The organism is Roseimicrobium sp. ORNL1, from assembly GCF_011044495.1.
Lineage (GTDB): Bacteria > Verrucomicrobiota > Verrucomicrobiia > Verrucomicrobiales > Verrucomicrobiaceae > Roseimicrobium.
Window position 1 is genome coordinate 1566052 of sequence record NZ_CP049143.1, and the last position, 16132, is coordinate 1582183.

Consider the following 16132-nt stretch of genomic DNA (forward strand, 5'->3'; position numbering starts at 1 on the left):
AAGGGCGCTTTGCGTCTTGGAGTGCGGTGGCAAGCTTCCGGCGCGACACCGCTTTGAACGGAGTGTCTGGGTGTGGCTTGACCATTTAGACATCCAGTGCCGAAGCACATCGCCTGGCGGATGGAAGGAACTTTGCGCCCGATTTGGCGCATGCTTACCAGATTCCTCCGGTCAAAGCGGTGTCGCGGCCTCAAGGGAGGCCTCTGCCACCGCACTCCACGACGCAAAGCGCGCTGGTGCACCATGGAAAACTTCTTCGCTTCATTGTGGCAGTAGTGTCATCTGGAGAAAATTCGTCCTGCATCCACTCCAGCGGAGTTAATCGCATGGAGCCCCTGTCAGCCCTCATCGATTCCCTGCGCTCGCATCCCAACGTCGCGGAGAAGCTGAACATCCTCCAGGCCTACGCTCCCAGTCTCCCCGTATCTGGTGGAATTGAAGTCGGAGATGACGCCGCCGCCATTCCCGATGGAAACGGCTATCTCCTCTTCGCCGCGGAGGGCATGATGGAAGCCTTCATCGAAAAGGACCCATGGTTCGCCGGCTACAGCGCCGTGATGGTGAACCTCAGCGACATCGCCGCCATGGGTGGCATGCCCACCGCCGTGGTCGACGTAATGTGGACTCACTCGGGCTCACCTATTGCCGCCCAAATCTGGGAGGGCATGCGCGCTGCCTCCGCCGCCTATGGTGTGCCCATTGTCGGCGGACACACCACGCGCTTCCCCATCGAACGCACTCCACTCCTCGCCGCCGCGGTCGTAGGCCGCGCGCAGCATCTCATCTCCAGCTTCGATGCTCGCCCCAGAGACGCTTTGATGATGGCAGTGGATCTGCGCGGCGCCTATCGATGGGAGGGCTCTCTCTGCTGGAATGCGAGCGTGAACTCACCTCCGGAACGTTTGCAGACCGATCTGCGTCTTCTCGCCGAACTGGCAAATGAAGGACAGGTCACCGCGGGCAAGGACATCAGCAACGGTGGCGTCCCCGGCACCCTCGCCATGCTTCTCGCAACCTCCCAGTGCGGCGCCATACTGAATCTCGACGCCGTCCCCATGCCCCCCGGAGTGGACATGCTGCATTGGCTCGTCTCCTTCCCCAGCTACGGCTACCTCCTCAGCGTGCGCCCAGAAAAAGTCGCTGAAGTACGCGCAAAATTCCAGTCCAGGGACATCGCGTGTGAAGTGATTGGCGATATCACACCCTCTGACGAAGGCGCATCCGCACACCCCATCATGATGCACTGGAAGGGCGAGAGCATGCTCTTCACAGAAGTGAACGCTGCACCCCGACCCGTGTAGCAGGCTCTCCAGACGCAAACACACTCCATTCATTGAGCGCCCCTTCAAACCCACCACCAAACCCTTTGCGTTTTTTTGCGTTCTTTTGCGGCTAATAAAAAAACGAGAACCTCGCCTCTGATCCAAACTCCTCTCCGCTATTCCCTCCTCCTGATCGTCGGCCCATCCTTCCACGTGCCCTGAACCATCACATCCCTCGGATGCTCCGGGATGCCACGCTCATTCGTGTGCAGCTTCTGCACCAGCAGATCCACCGCGGCCGCACCCACCTGGTTTAGATTGCCATCAATGCCAGCCATGTTCTTGCGTTCTTGCTCCGTGCCGAAGAGATGCGCCACGCCCACATCCTCCGGCACACGCACGCGCAGGCGGTCCAGCAACTCCACGACGCGTTCCTTGTACGCGATGATGGCATCGGGCCGATGCTTCTCGAACCAGTCACGGAATTTGCTCATGTTCACCATCGAACCTTCCACCATGAAGGGCGGGCATTGCTCCTCGGCAGGGCGTTGCCATTGCTCATCAAGTGCGGCAGCCGACCACTGGCCGCCCACCACCCGGTTGTTGCGCACGGGGGCCACCAGAGCAGGGCGTTGGTAGCCCGCCGCACGCAATTCACGAAACGCGAGCTTCACATTGTAGAAGCCATTCAAGTGCACCCGGTCCACCGGCAGGGCATCAAAGTAGGTACTCAGGCCCACCACGGAAAACTCCGACATATCCTGACGTGTGAATTGCCCCTCATCCCGCGAGAACCCCAGAATCATGCCGGAGATCCCCTGCGCCCGGAGCACCTTGCAGAGACGGACCGGATTCTGTCTCACGGATTCTAGCGATGCCACTTCAACCCGATAGCCAAGCTGTTCCGCACGATCCCGGATGCCGCGGAAGTACCACCGGCACACATCCTTCCCCTTCCAATCTGCCTCGGAGAGGTGCGTCACTAGCGCCAGCGTCTCTGCATGAGGTTGGATGCGTCGTCGCCGCTGCGTCATCAGCGCCTGCACCAGCGGATTCGGGACATAACCCAGACGCATTGCATGGCTCTTCACCCTCTGCTTCACATCCGGTGTGATGCGTGGGTCATCCCGCAGCGCACGCGAAACCGTCGCCGGGGAAACCCCCGACGCACGTGCGACATCGAGCATGCAAACCCTGGCTTCCGGCATACCTGGTGATCCGCACACACCGTGTGCGTTCAGCGCCTACCTCGCAGACTTCGTGCCAGAGACCCGGGAGTTGCGAATACGCCAGTCAGGGAGTAGCTTGTCAGAAGTATGAGTGCGACTGTCGATAGTGTCCTTCAGGAGGCTTTGCAGCTTCCCGAGGAGTCCAGATTGGAGCTTGTAGAGCAGCTCATTATTCGTTCAAGCTCCTACGCAGCCGTTGAGAGGGAACAGGTTGCAGTGGCGGAAGCCCGTTTGGAGGAAATGGAATCTGGCAAAGTGAAGGGTATCCCCCTCGAAGAAGCGTTCCGTGAAGTGCGCGAATCATTGGCAGCTCGGAAGTCCAAATGACTGGTGAGTTGCACCCTTCGGCGAAGGAGGAGTTGAGCGAAGGGGCTTCGTGGTATGCAGAACGAAGTGCCTTGGCGGCGGCCAGGTTCCTGGCTGCCGTTGAGAGCGCCATGACATCCATCCTTGCCGACCCACTGAGATGTCAGCCTGCCGGAGACAAGATTCGTGTCTTCAGGCTAAAAAGTTTCCCGTACAAAATCTATTTTCACTTCGACGCCGAAGAGCAGCACATCAAATTCCTTTGTGTGATGCACAACAAGCGCAGACCTGACTACTGGCGATCGAGGAAATAAAAGACAGGCTCCTGCGGCCTACACCAGCAATGCCAGCGACACGATCTGCCACAGCAGCACGATCACCCAGTACACAAACTGGAACCAGCGTTTCGCCGTTTTGTGCCTCAGGTGCTGCTGAGCGATGTAGGCACCGGGCCAGCCGCCGAGCAGGGAGAAGGCGTGCAGCGTGGTCTCCGGGATACGCCAGCCGTTGGCCTGGGCGCGGCGCTTGTCATGCCAGTAGAGGCCATAGGCGGCCATGCTGAAGAGGGCCATGAAAACCATGAGGCCCAGCCAAACATCCGACCCGCGGCGTAGGGCGGCGAGTGAGGGGAGCACGAGCAGACATGCCATCAGCGCCGTCCGGGTGCGGACGAGGTGAAGGAGGGGTTTGGTGAATCTTCCTGACTTGCTGCCAGCCATGTGCGCCACAAGATACGGACTGCCCGGTGCATCCCCTGCCATCGATTCGCTTCCAACGCAATGGCGGGAGATGGTGGACGAGCGTCGAGGTTCTGTTCTATAAGCATCCATGCTCGCTCGCTTCTCTTGCTCACTGCTCTCCAGGGGACTCTTCACCGCCGCTGTCGCGCTTGTACTGGCTGGTTACGGCTGGACCGCGGAACAGCCGGACGGGGCAAGGCTCTACCAGCAGTACTGCTCCATCTGCCACGGCGCGGAGGGGCAGGGAATTCCGAATGTCTTCCCCCCTCTGGCCAAGGCCGACTTCCTGGTGAAGCAGCGGACGAAAGCTCTGCGTGCCCCGCTGGAAGGGCTCTCGGGAAAGATCGAGGTCAACGGCCACACCTTTGAGGGCGCCATGCCTCCGGTGATGCTTGAGGATGCGGATCTGGCTGCCATCTTCGCGCATGTGTATTCCTCATGGGGCAATGCTGGCAATGCCCCCACGGCTGAGGAAATCGCAGACGTACGCAAAAAGACCAAGTTCCCCACACTGGCCGCACTCAAGGAAGCGATGGGTGGTGGAGTGCTGCCTGCAGCGCCTGAGGGATGGGAGTTGAAAGTGGGAGTGGAGCTCAGCTTCTCACCCATCCGCCTGGCCTTGCATCCCGATGGTGAAACGGTGCTCGCGCTCGCGCAGCAGGGAGACATCTGGCAATGGAAGCCCGGTGAGACCACGGCCACGAAACTCTTTGATGGTTCCGAGTACATTGATCGCAATCTCGGTTCCGAGTCCACCTTGGGCATGACCGTGGACCGCGAAGGGCGGCTCTATGTGACCAGCAATCAGTGCAACAAGAAGAAGGATCCCGTGGCCAATGAGGTCACCGTCTTCCGCACGGGAGCTTGGTTGAAGGACAAACCTTGGACCAAACCAGCGCCGTGGTACCAGACCTCCTATCCCTTCGGAGCGGGTCCATACAATCATGGGCTCTCCCACATCGCCCAGGGACCGGACGGCTTGATGTATGTGAATAGCGGCGCGCGCACCGATGGTGGCGAGGTGAAGGTGCCAAAGGGTTACTCAGCCGCAGGGGAAGAACCAAACACCGCGTGCATGTGGAGGCTGGATCCCAAGCTCGACAAGCCCACGGTGGAAGTCTTTGCCCACGGCCTGCGCAATACCTTTGGCTTCTGCTGGGATGACGAAGGCCGCTTCATCGGCACGGAGAATGGTCCTGATGCGCACGAGCCGGAAGAGCTGAATCTCATCGAACAAGGCAAGCACTATGGGTTCCCGTTCCAGTTCGCGGATCACAAGGGCAAGCCCTATCCCCACACGCCCGAGGCGCCTGCGGGCGTGGAGTTCACGCTGCCGTTCAAAAATGTGGGACCGGATGCAGGCGCGGCGAAGGAGGGGATGTCCACGTTCAATCCGCACTCATGCCCTTCCGGTATTGTGTGGCTAGGTGCGGACTGGCCTGCGCCATTGGGTGGCAGCTTCCTCACGGCGCGCTTTGGCAATCTGCTGGAACTCCCCGGCGGCGACGTCGGATTCGATGTGCTGCAGACGAAGCCCGACTTCAGCAACCGCACGGTGGAGGTAAAGCGCGTGCTTCAGCCATGGAGCAGGCCGATTGATCTGCTGAAAATCTCCGGTCACCGGCTCATCATCGCCGAGTACTGTCGCGGCGCGAATCTCGCGGCGGGCATTGGCACGCCGGGAAGACTGCTGGTGTTGGGGCCGAAAGGAAAGTAGTCCGCCGAGCCTCGGCGGTCAGTAGGCATGGCACTTCGTCTTCAGCTCAGCAATACCAAGGTCGGCTGCTCCTTTCTAATAGCAAAGCTTTGCCCGTACTCGGACGTATCACGGTGACCGCCGAGGCTCGGCGGACTACTTTCTCACTTCCCCTCCTTCGCCCACTGCTTCATGAGGGCGATGTTCTTCTCCACCTCCGGATTGCCTTTGCCAAGGTACTCCTGCATGTCGCTGTCGTACATGGCGTCGCTTTCAGGACCCTTATCGCCGGTGTCCACGATCCACTTGTCGAGGTCCGCGCTCAGCTTCTCCAGCGTGGCTTTGTGTGCAGGGTCATCGGCGAGGTTCTTCACCTGCCATGGGTCGGCCTTCCAGTCGTAGAGTTCTTCAGCGGGGCGCTCAGGGCTGAAGAGGAGTTTCTCGCTCGGCGGATCCAGCTTGCCGTCCGCATGCAGTGCTCGCAGTTGCTGTACGATGCTCTTGCCATCCTTGTAAGCGTTGGGCTGCAGATGCGGACGCTTCGGGTAGAAGTTGCGGATGTAGAGATACTGGTCCGTGCGCACACTGCGGATGCGCTCCACCGTTTCGTCACAGCGATCGCGTGCGGCGAAGACTTCATCGCGGGGCTTGTAGTCCTTCGCCAGGATGTCGCGTCCTTGCATGACAGGCGGAATGGGAATGCCCGCCGCAGCAAGTGAGAGAGGGGCAAGGTCGATCTGCATCACAAGGTCATCGCGAACCACGCCTTTTGCGATGCCGGGTCCACGCATCACCAGCGGGATGTGCGTGCCTTCGTTGTAGAGGAATTGCTTCCCGCGCGCGTGACTGATGCCGTGATCCGTCATGAAGATGATGAGCGTGTTCTCCAGCAGCCCTTCCTTCTCCAGGCGTGCGAGCACCTTGCCCACGTGCTGATCTGTAAAGCGCACTGCATCCAGATACGCCGCCCAATCCTCCAGCAGCACGGGGTCACGTGGGTAGTACGGCGGGAGGGTCACAGCTTCTGGCTTTGTGGCCCCGCCAAGCTCCTTCTCCGCACGCTGCGACAAGGCTGCGGCCTGCGCTGACTTGCCACCACGCAATTTCCCGCCGCCAAGTTGCACCTGCATGAAGAAGGGCTGGCCATCCTTCCTGCCATTCCAATCCGGACCATCGTAGATCTTCGGGTCGTATTCGAAGTTGTAATCCGTCTTCCCGAGACCACCACCGCCTTTCCCTTTGGCTTTCTTGCCTTTGGCAGGGTTGTCGTTGATCAGGCCACTGCCGATGCAGGTGTAGTACCCTGCCTTCTGAAACAGCGCTGGCGCGGGAGTCACGCCTTCCGGAAGCTCAATCTTCATCGTGCCGCGTCCGCTGCGGTGATGATGCGCGCCGATGGTGGTCTGGTACATGCCTGTGATCAGCGCGGAGCGGCAAGGCGAACACACGGGTGCCGTGACGAATGCATGCGAGAACATCGTGCCCTCCTTCGCAAGCCGATCCACATTCGGCGTCTGGACGGCCTTCTCCCCGTAGCAGGAGAAATTGGTAGACATGTCATCCACCACAAACCAGAGGACGTTCGGACGCTCCGCGGCAAACATGAATGTGCTGCTGGTGAAGATGCTGAAAAGCAGGAGGGAAAGGAGATGCTTCATGGATGCGGCGTGATGGGGAATTGTTTCAGGAGCGCGGCTGCGGCCGTTTCGCGTTGTTCCGCCAGCGAGGGGTCGTCGATCGCATTGCGCAGCTCCTGCGGATCCTTCGTGTGATCGTAGAGCTCGCGGGCAATCACTTCACCCGTCTTCCAGTCGCGCCACTCCGTGTAGCGCACCGTTGCCGTGCGCACGCTCACGCCCATGGACTTCGGCTGCTTGTCGGGTTCGCGGTCGTAGTACGCAGGACGAGGATGCTGGGTGAAGGCGTCGAGTTTTGAGGGAGGAGCGTCAAGCCACCCGTTCAGCGCAGGTACGAGACTTACGCCCTCCAGCCCCGGAGGTTTCGGTAGTTCACACAGATCCACCAGAGTGGGGAAGACATCCAGCAACTCCACGGGCGAGGTATATCGCTTCCCTGTCAGTTCCAGTTTCGGTCCGCTGATCATCAGTGGCACCTGCGCATCGTATTCGAAGTTGGAAGTCTTGCCCCACTGGGTGTGTTCTCCAATATGGTAGCCGTGGTCACCTGCAAAAGTGATGACGGTATTCTCTTCCAGTCCCTGCGCCTTCAGTGCCTCCAGTACCTTGCCGAGTTGCGCGTCCATGTAGCTGATGTTTGCAAAGTAACCGTGGCGCATTTCCAGCACCTGCTCGGGTGTCAGTGGCTTTTGTTCCTTCGGCGGACCGAGGATTTCGCGACTATCATGAAAGGCCACCTCAGGTGCGCCAGCCGGACGAGCGGGGTTCAGCGTCGGCAGCTTGCTCTTGTCATATAGATCCCAGTACTTCTTCGGGGCATTGAAGGGTGCATGTGGTTTCCAGAAGCCTACGGCTAGGAAGAAGGGCTTGTCTTCCTTCTTCAGTTCCGTGAGCACTCGTACCGCTTCCGCGGCCACACGTCCGTCATAGTAGGCTTCATCGGGTACATCGCGTTTCTCGCAGACGTTCACATTGCCGTAGTTGCGCGGCCCGGGCACTGCCGTATTGGGAGGCACTTCGCCGGTGACCTGGGGTGTATCATCGCCATGGTTCGCATAGTGCAAAAATTCCGGTGCACTCCACGAACTCGGATCCCCGTGCATCTCCGTATGCCAGTTGTGGAAGATTTTCCCCACGCATCGCGAGGTGTATCCATGCTCCATGAACCATTTCGGCAGCGTGGTGACTTCTGGATTCAATTCCCGGAAATGGGTGCCATTGTTCCAAATGCGCAGCGTATCCGGACGCAACCCGGTGAGCATGGAGGAGCGTGAGGGATTGCACACCGCCTGCTGGCAATAGGCACGGTCAAACTGCACCGACCTTGCCGCCAGCTTGTCCAGATTCGGCGTAATGGCCGGCGAACCATACGTGGCCAGCTCCGGACGAAAGTCATCCGCCATGATGAAGAGCACGTTCTTTTTCGGTCCAGCCGCTGCTGCTGCGTGCAGTGAAGTGACGCATAGCAGCAAAAGAGAAAGCAGAAGCAAAGGCGTGCTCCTGCGCAGGAGTGTGTGAAATGGAAGAGTCATGGCGGCGAAGCGAGGCACACGGCGTGAGTGTGTGCCGTTTCAACCTCGCCGATGAGAACGATCTTTCCGCAAATGTAGGGCGCAGTGGCGTCCCCTCTTGCTACGACCCCTTCTGCTTCTCGCTGCGGTATTTCTCCAGCGCCTTCGTGAGCCATGGTCCCACCTCGGTGGTGGTGCCATCCTTGTTCTTCATCAGGTACGGCTGGCCGCTCAGGTAGCTCTTGGTGCCGATGCCCTGGATGAAGTCCTCGGCGGTCTTCACGCGATTTCCCGCCTGGCCCAGCTTGGACTTCAGGTGGTCTGCGCCCTCCTGGCTGCTGTATTCTTTTCCGTTGCGGATGAAACGAGCATCCGCCTTCGCCACGGTATCAATCAAGTAATCCACCTCTTCCTTTGCAGGAGAATCTAGCGCCAGTGCTGAGCCCACTGCAAAACAGCAGAGCAGCAGTGCCAGAAGGGCAGGGAAGAGTGTGCGGCGGGGGCAGGTCATCAGAACAAGATCGCGTGATGACCCATGATGGACGTATTGCAAAACAGTCCCCGCCCTGAACTTTACATCGTCGTCCTGTCCACCGTGCGTAGGCGTCGGCTCAGGCCCTTCATCACGTGCAGTGCAAAGAGGGGCACTTCATGCACCATGAATTCAAAACGCTTCTCGTTGATGGGGATCAGCACGGTGTCTGTCTTCGCCACGGCAGTGGCCGTACGGGGACCTTCCTCGATGAGGGCCATCTCGCCAAAGAAGCCATCGACCTCCACCACTTCGACGGTGCGGCCTCCCACGCGGAGTTCCACGGCGCCCTCTTTCACCACGAACATGGCATCACCCGCATCTCCGGAGGAGAAAATGATGTCGCCGGCGGCAAATTTCTGGGGCTCGGTCTGGGATTCGAAGATGTTTGGAAGTCTCATGGCGGCAGAGGTAGGAGCGAATTGGTAACTTTTTCGACACACTGCAAGGGGTGAAATGTGAAGTTTATCCCGGCGGTTGAGGAAGCGGCACATGGCGCGGATCTCCGAGCAACTTACCGAGCACAAATTCAATGTGTTTCTCCACCAGGTCTCCCATGCTGCGGCATTCTTCGAATACAGCCGTCTTGTGGTGCTCGCCCAGCTCATGCTTCAGTTGCGCCACCTTGTCCGCAGGTTCTGCGGGGTGATGCTTCATGGCACGGAAGAGAGCACGCAGGCGCGATTTCTCAGACAGGAAACGGCGCGCGATCAGGCTGCGCTCCTCCTGCTGGTACTGCTGCGCGGTCGCGAGGTTGATGTACCGGGTGCAGAGGCTCACGACTGGAAGGTTCTCCTTGTAGAACTGGGGCAGGTACACCCGGCAGCGACCTTCATAGCTCTGCTGGTCGAAGTCGATGGCGCGCACCCGGTATTGCACCTCTTCGAAGTCGGGCGTCATATCCACCACATAGTTGTAGCTGCGCATGTCTCCCAGCAGGCGGATGAAGCAGCGCTCGCTGAACTTCACGAACTCCTTCGCGATACGGACCGGGTTCACATCTGGCCGCTCGAAGTAGTCGCTGATGAAGACATCCCCAGGCACGCCGGCAATGTGCTCCTCGATGAGCGTGTCCTCATGCACGAGGTAGTTGATGCGGTTGGGCGAGAGCACGTGCTCCAGCTCCAGTCCATAGATGCGGGAGGCATCCCCCACCTTCAGGTAGAAGTGATCGTAGTTGTCGTTGTACTGGTTGACGATGCGGATGCGGAAGGGCTTGCTGTTGCCGAAGCTGCAGTAGTCCACGCGTTCCACATAGAGGTGGGGCACCGCCTGGAGGTCGCCTGTTTTTAGGAGGGAATAGATGCTGGTGAGCTTGGGCCACAGCTCTTTCATGTAGGACCGTTCGTAGACGACGGTATCCCAGAGCGTCGACTTGCCCGACCGGTCCATGAGCGGGTAGCAGCCGCTGAAGTTCTCCAGATCCCTGTACAGGGCGGGCAGCTCGGAGAGGCGACCATAGTGTCGGAGGTACAGGCGGAGTTCCTCGCTGATGCTGATGAAGGCCTTCCGGCGGGAAATGGTAGTGAGTTCGTCCGACATGGCGGCGGGGGGAGGGGGATGCTCCGGGTTCGGGTAAAGGAGCCTTCTTGGCTGGGGGCGGGGGGTCCGGGAACTGCCAGCAGGATGCCAACCCGTGCAGAATGTCGCAAAATTCCTTGTTCGCGACGCCGGATTTTGTCAAGATTCCGCGCCCGTGACAATTCGCGCCCTCATTTTCAGCACCTTTCTGGCTTTAAATTCCGTTTGCGCGGAGGATTTACCTCTGCCTTTACCTCTTCCAGCGGCAGGTCCTCTCCCGACGGTCCAGAGCGGTCCGAGAACTCTGGAGAAGCCGAGTCTGGTGATCAAGCCCCCGACAAAGAGTGTCATTGTCGTGCCCGAAGTGACGGAAATGGAAAAGCAGGATCGGATCGTCGCGGAGAAGGAGCGCCAGCTCATTGATGCCATGCTCCGCCGTCAGATCGCTCTCGCGCACGCCACTGGTAAAGCCGGAGAAATCAAGCGGGTGATTCTCGTGAGCGGAGCGGGCGATGCTGCCCTCAGCCAGGCCACTTCTGCTCCTGCGACAGCGGGCCGTCTTGAGCTCATCGGCATCGAGCCGAACGCTGGCGTGACCAAGCAGCTTGATTCTTTCTTTGGTTCACCGCTGACCCCGGAGAGCGAGCAGCGCCTCCTGCAGACGGTGAAAATGCAGCTCACCGCGGACAAGGGGAAGGACAATCTGAACGTGCGCCTCGCCGGCTGGTGGCCGGAAGAGGGTGTGGTGGCAGTGAGCGTGGTGCCCGAGCGTTGATTCTGCGGGTAAGATAAGTAAAGGTCGGCGGCATGCGCTTCTGGACCGTTCTTGCAGTTTGGTGTCTTGCCGCCGTCGCGACGGCAAATCCGATCGTTCCGATTTATCCGGCGTACATTTCCTCAGAGCGCCTTGAAATAGAGATGGGCCAAACCGCCGCCAGGGTTTCGGGCCAGTTTCACTTTGCGACAGCAGGAAAAGTCGAAGCACCGCACGATGAAGGTGACGTGCACCTGAACGTTCCGATTTGGCTGCCCGAGAATCCGAAGGAGGGAGACCAAACGGTGGCGGACTTCTACGCGACCTTTCGTCCTAACTTGAACATATTGACTGCTCAGACACGTCCCATTTTCGACAGGGCATTTGATTTCCAGCTTCGCATCGACGGGCGTCCTCATGCGATTAATGGGTTTTCGCTTGCCGACGTTTCTACTCGTAAAAGCCGGCGGTTCTCCACCAAGGAATGGCTTTACCCGGGCTTCACCCACGTCCTGGTCTATGTGACGTTCGATCCGAAAGTCCTGAAACGAAATCCGCTGTTTCAGCTCAGCTACCGCCAGCCTCTGCGGCTGAGAGGAGCGCAAACCGAGACCTTCTACGTACCGACGTTTGAGCACCTGCCCGAGGGGCATTCGACAGGGAATCTGGACCGCTACAGCCTCAGCCTCAAAAATCCCGGACCAGGGGTTCTTTCCGCACTGGACTACTGCATCCCTGCGAGGTCCCTCATGACTCTTCCGCTGATACATGGCACGCCCATACACGTGATTTGCAAAAAGTAGTCCGCGAGTCCATCGGGAGAGACACACATAGAACGATGACCCGCCCCAGCAACATCTCCGCCATTGGAAACGAAATCGCGATTGCGTGGGATGATGGCACCGAGAGCTACATCCTGATGGAAAACCTGCGTGCCGCATCTCCCAGCGCGGAGAATACCGGCGAGCATGACCTGCTGGGCAGGCGCTACGGCGGCACGGACCAGACCGAGTTTCCCGGAGTCACGGTCACCGGCTGGCGGATGATTGGCGGTTATGCCGTGCAGTTCGATTTCAGCGATGGCCACGCCACCGGCATCTACCCGTACGATTTCCTAAGGAAGCTGGGTGAGGCGGGCAATGCCTGAAGCGTGTTAGTCACTCTCTTCCACATCCACCAGCATGAGTGAGTCCGTTGCCGACCCTGCCTCCCACGTCCCGCAGGTGTTGAAGCATCGGCTCACGCGAGAGACACCGTTTGCCTCGCAGCTTGGCTGCACGTTTCTCATCGCGCTGATCCTGGGTGCAGTTGCCGCGTTGGGCATCGCAGCCGGCGTCACCAGTGAAGATGACAAGGGTAAGAACAACTGGGTGCCCTATGTCGTGGGCGGCGGCTTTGGCTTCTTCGGCCTGCTCGTGCTGTGGTCCGGCATTCGCCAGCTCGCCACGCGGGGCATCAAGCAAACCATCGTGGAAGTATCCGCGTCGGCATTGCATTTGGGACAGTCGGCCAAGGTGGCGCTGGTGCAGCAGGGACCTGCCACGATCAGTTCCCTGCGGGCGAACATCATCTGTGTGGAGACCACCTCACGCATGGTCACGGCCACCGATAACAAGCAGCAGGGGTCCCGGTCGCGGCGTGAGGTGCGGGAGAAATACCTCGTGCAGGAGAATATCTTCGAGGCCTCCCACCTGCGCGTGGCTCATGGGGATGTGTGGCACGAGACACGCGAGTTCACCGTGCCGGAAGAAGGCAAGCCCACCCAGGGCGAGGATACGGAGGACTACTATGTGCGCTGGCGTATTGAAGTGTGGGGCAGGGCAGGCCTTATCGGCAGCTTCATGCATCCCTTTCCGGTGAAGGTCATTGGGCCAAAGTCCGCGTAGTGGCTCAGCGCCCGAACCACTGTTTGTTTTCCCGCGCCGGACATTTTTCTGACATCGGGAACTTGCTCTGTGATAGTAGATACAGAGGGCTCGCAGAGCCCCCTGTGCAATGGCCAGCGATTCACCTGACTCCGCTTCCCAACGCGCCGACTCCACCCGCGCTGCTGAATCGACCAGAAGGCCCACCGCCGAGGAGACTTTGGAGCGCGTGGAGCGGCTCGCGCGTATTGGCAGCTGGTCGTGGGATATCGCCGCGAATCAGACCCAGTGGTCCGGCATGATGTACGAGATGTTCCAGTGGGACTCGTCCAAGCCCGCACCACGATTTGAGGAACTGGGTGCCACTCTCACTGCGGAGAGCCAGCTTGCTTTCGCCACGGCAGTCGAGCGTTGTACCCGAGAGGGGGAACCTTTCAGTCTGGATCTGGAGGCTCTGCGCGGAGACGGCTCACATTTCTCCATTCAGGTAAATGCGCAGTCTTCCCGGGATGGGGGAGATCGCGTCATCGGGGTGTTCGGCACGGTGCAGGACATCACGGAGCAGAAGCGCTCCGAGCGCGCTCTCAGGGAAAGCGAAGCCCGCTGGCAGTTCGCCCTGGATGGCGCGGGTGATGGCGTGTGGGACTGGAATGTTCCCGCCAAGTCCGTGTACTTCTCCCATCACTGGAAGGCCATGCTGGGTTATGCGGATGATGAAGTCGGCAGCTCCCTGGAAGACTGGTCGGACAAGGTGCATCCGGATGACCTTGCCCGCTGCTGGACGGAGATTCAGCGGCACTTCAGTGGTGAGGTGCCCATGTATCTGTGCGAGCACCGCATGCGTGCCAAGGATGGTACGTGGCGGTGGATCCTCGACCGTGGGAAAATCGTCTCACGCACGGATGACGGCAGTCCGCTCACGGTGATTGGCACCCATACTGACATCACCCGGTTGAAGGGGACAGAGCAGGCCTTGCGCGACAGCGAGGGAAAGATCCGCCTGCTCCATGAGCGACTGCAGCTCGCCATCAAGGCCGGCCAGGTCGGCATCTGGGAAGTGGATCTCGTCACCAGCAAGTTTTTCTACAACGAGCAGATGCATGAAATCTACGGAGTGGGCGAGGGGTGCTTCCGCGATGGCATTCCAGTCAATACCTTCGGTGGCCACAAGACCGACTGGTACGCCGCCGTGCATCCGGATGACCGTGCGCACGTGGCCGGTACCCTGGAACTGGCCAAGCGGACGGAAGGAGTCACGGAGTATGAGCACCGCATTGTCCGGCCTTCGGGTGAAGTAAGGCATGTGAAGTCCTCCGCGCTGTTCCTGCGGGACGAGGATGGCGTACCCGTGCAGGGAATCGGCACCACGCTGGACGTCACGGAGGAGCGCCTGCTCACCGAGTCCATCGCCAGAGAGAGGGAGCGCATGCTGCTGGCCACCCAGGCAAGCAGTATCGGCGTCTGGGAGTACGACTTTCAGACTCGCCTGTTCATCTGGGATGAGAAGATGCACGCGCTGTACGATCCAGAGCCTGGCATTTTTGACTACACGCTGGAGGGATGGAGAAACATGATCCACCTGGAGGATGCTGAGCGCGTGATGCAGGAATGGCAGGCCAGTGTGGAAAAGGGCACCCAGTTTGAGTGTGAGTTCCGGGTGGAGCATCGCGCCGGCGAGATTCGGTCCATTCGTGCCCTGGCCCAGATTCTCTACAGCCCGGACGGCGCCCCAGTGCGTGCCGTGGGGACGAACTGGGATGTCACCGAGGAGAAGCAACCGGCTGCCAGTTCCAAGAAATCCCCTGCCTCCCCTGCCGCGCAACCCATCCCTGTGGGCAGCCTCACCGCCCGGAAGCTCGCCATGGTCCTCGCTTACATCGACCAGAATATCAGCGAGCCTCTGACACTGGAAATGATGGCCCAAGTGGCGAGCATCAGCGCTTCGCATTTTTCCGACCTCTTCCGGCAGTGCATGGGCCAGTCGCCGCACCAGTACCTCATGGCGCGCCGCGTGGAAAAGGCCAAGGACCTGCTGGCCAGCACGGACCATTCCATTGCGGAAGTGGCTGCAAGTGTGGGGTTTGCGGACCAGAGCCACCTCACCCGCCTCATGCGCCGCTTCACCGGTCTCACGCCCCGGATGCTGCGCGGAGCAGAGGTGCAATAGACGAAAGCGTCAGGGTTTTGTTCCAAAACTCCGTAAGTCCGTTCAAGAAATCAACAGGGGTACCAGCTAAGGTTCTACTCAGCGCGCTGCAAGGCGTGCGAAAAACCCCCACTCCCCCAATCTCCTAGGTGGCTCCCCCCAACACCCAGGATGAAACGGTGCCAGAGTCACAAAAGTGACAACGGCACGCTAGTCGCCGGGGACGCCCCACCTGTTACCACAGGCCCGGGGCGAGGCGCGTCTATCTATTGCGGGACGTCCACCTGACGCCTGTGGAATTCTGGTTGTGGCGAGCGCACATATTTGGAGAGCCACGGAGGGAAATGGCGCCGCAAGAAGCTGCACGAATCCGCAAACGTCTGTCCTCCGTGAGGATACGACACACATAGAATGTGAAACGAACTTTCCTTCAACCAACCCTTGAACATGGGAGCCCCCGATTGCGAAATCTTGAGTCGCTGCCCTGGCTTCACCAAGACACCAGATCTCACTGGCGGCTCAAAGACGATTTCATCAAGAGAGCCATATTCTCCGATCTTAGGTCCTTCGATGACTCCCCCCAAGAACAGCGCTGGATACGGGGATGTATTGATGACCTCCAACTCGAAGGTCGGACCTCCATGAGCTGCTGCGGAAAGCTTGTGAATGTCGATCTGGAAGGGGACTTTCTGACTCCATGCCAGGGTGAAATAGCCTGCAGGCAGGACTATGAGACAGATCAAGGAGGTCCACAGGAGGAGAGAGACTTTGGACGAGCGTGATGGTGGCGTCGTGTTGCTCATTCTGGTGATGGAATCTTCGAGGCAAAGCGACCCTGTTGTCGACGATCAAGATTCACCCTGCTCTTGTGCGGAATGTGACTGTTATCTGCTTGGATGAACAGCACAAGCGGGCCGTCGCCATCTCCCCGGA

At 59.5% G+C, this 16132-nt stretch carries 15 protein-coding genes; 8 read left to right on the plus strand and 7 right to left on the minus strand.

What is annotated here, in order from left to right; all coding sequences use genetic code 11:
* Positions 1–326 precede the first annotated feature (326 nt).
* Positions 327–1301, plus strand: a complete 975-nt coding sequence (locus tag G5S37_RS06200; protein WP_165201844.1) for a sll0787 family AIR synthase-like protein — start codon at positions 327–329, stop codon at positions 1299–1301.
* Between the two features lie 137 nt (positions 1302–1438).
* Here the strand turns inward: G5S37_RS06200 and G5S37_RS06205 are convergent, their stop codons facing one another.
* Positions 1439–2449 carry a LacI family DNA-binding transcriptional regulator gene (locus G5S37_RS06205; RefSeq protein WP_165201846.1) on the minus strand — a complete coding sequence of 337 codons (1011 nt, stop codon included), beginning with the start codon at positions 2447–2449 and terminating at the stop codon, positions 1439–1441.
* Positions 2450–2578: 129 nt separating this feature from the next.
* Here G5S37_RS06205 and G5S37_RS06210 point away from each other — a divergent pair, with 129 nt between their 5' ends.
* On the plus strand, positions 2579–2818 hold the full coding sequence (locus G5S37_RS06210; RefSeq protein WP_165201848.1) for an addiction module protein: 240 nt from the start codon (positions 2579–2581) through the stop codon (positions 2816–2818).
* A gap of 311 nt (positions 2819–3129) precedes the next feature.
* On the opposite strand, the gene G5S37_RS06220 is transcribed toward G5S37_RS06210, so the two are convergent.
* The gene (locus G5S37_RS06220) at positions 3130–3516 is read right to left on the minus strand and encodes a DUF1294 domain-containing protein (RefSeq protein WP_206026328.1); all 387 of its coding nucleotides are present in this window, start codon (positions 3514–3516) and stop codon (positions 3130–3132) included.
* Positions 3517–3625: 109 nt separating this feature from the next.
* Here G5S37_RS06220 and G5S37_RS06225 point away from each other — a divergent pair, with 109 nt between their 5' ends.
* Entirely contained in the window at positions 3626–5254 is a 1629-nt protein-coding gene (locus tag G5S37_RS06225; protein ID WP_165201854.1) for a PQQ-dependent sugar dehydrogenase, read from the plus strand.
* Positions 5255–5397: 143 nt separating this feature from the next.
* Here G5S37_RS06225 and G5S37_RS06230 read toward each other — a convergent pair whose 3' ends face one another.
* The 5 genes from G5S37_RS06230 to G5S37_RS06250 form a co-directional block, all read right to left on the minus strand.
* The gene (locus G5S37_RS06230) at positions 5398–6891 is read right to left on the minus strand and encodes a sulfatase (RefSeq protein ID WP_165201856.1); all 1494 of its coding nucleotides are present in this window, start codon (positions 6889–6891) and stop codon (positions 5398–5400) included.
* A complete protein-coding gene (locus G5S37_RS06235; RefSeq protein ID WP_165201858.1) occupies positions 6888–8402 on the minus strand; it encodes a sulfatase in 1515 nt (504 codons plus the stop codon). Before G5S37_RS06235 ends, G5S37_RS06230 begins: the two co-directional genes overlap by 4 nt.
* Positions 8403–8502: 100 nt before the next feature.
* Positions 8503–8892 (minus strand): DUF5329 family protein, encoded by a 390-nt coding sequence (locus G5S37_RS06240; protein ID WP_165201860.1) that lies wholly within the window; start codon positions 8890–8892, stop codon positions 8503–8505.
* 62 nt (positions 8893–8954) lie between these two features.
* Positions 8955–9314, minus strand: coding sequence for a cyclic nucleotide-binding domain-containing protein (locus tag G5S37_RS06245; protein ID WP_165201862.1), 360 nt, complete (start codon positions 9312–9314; stop codon positions 8955–8957).
* Positions 9315–9378: 64 nt separating this feature from the next.
* Positions 9379–10455: a hypothetical protein gene (locus tag G5S37_RS06250; RefSeq protein WP_165201864.1), complete on the minus strand. Its 1077-nt coding sequence runs from the start codon at positions 10453–10455 to the stop codon at positions 9379–9381.
* Between the two features lie 301 nt (positions 10456–10756).
* On the opposite strand from G5S37_RS06250, the gene G5S37_RS06255 reads away from it, so the two are divergent.
* The 5 genes from G5S37_RS06255 to G5S37_RS06275 all read left to right on the plus strand — a co-directional run bounded on the left by G5S37_RS06255 (position 10757) and on the right by G5S37_RS06275 (position 15220).
* On the plus strand, positions 10757–11209 hold the full coding sequence (locus G5S37_RS06255) for a hypothetical protein (protein ID WP_165201866.1): 453 nt from the start codon (positions 10757–10759) through the stop codon (positions 11207–11209).
* 32 nt (positions 11210–11241) lie between these two features.
* Positions 11242–11991, plus strand: coding sequence for a hypothetical protein (locus G5S37_RS06260; protein ID WP_165201868.1), 750 nt, complete (start codon positions 11242–11244; stop codon positions 11989–11991).
* A 35-nt stretch (positions 11992–12026) separates the two neighbouring features.
* A complete protein-coding gene (locus tag G5S37_RS06265; protein WP_165201870.1) occupies positions 12027–12335 on the plus strand; it encodes a DUF971 domain-containing protein in 309 nt (102 codons plus the stop codon).
* A gap of 34 nt (positions 12336–12369) precedes the next feature.
* Positions 12370–13074, plus strand: coding sequence for a hypothetical protein (locus tag G5S37_RS06270; RefSeq protein ID WP_165201872.1), 705 nt, complete (start codon positions 12370–12372; stop codon positions 13072–13074).
* Positions 13075–13183: 109 nt separating this feature from the next.
* The gene (locus G5S37_RS06275) at positions 13184–15220 is read left to right on the plus strand and encodes an AraC family transcriptional regulator (RefSeq protein WP_165201874.1); all 2037 of its coding nucleotides are present in this window, start codon (positions 13184–13186) and stop codon (positions 15218–15220) included.
* The last annotated feature ends 912 nt before the right edge of the window (positions 15221–16132 follow it).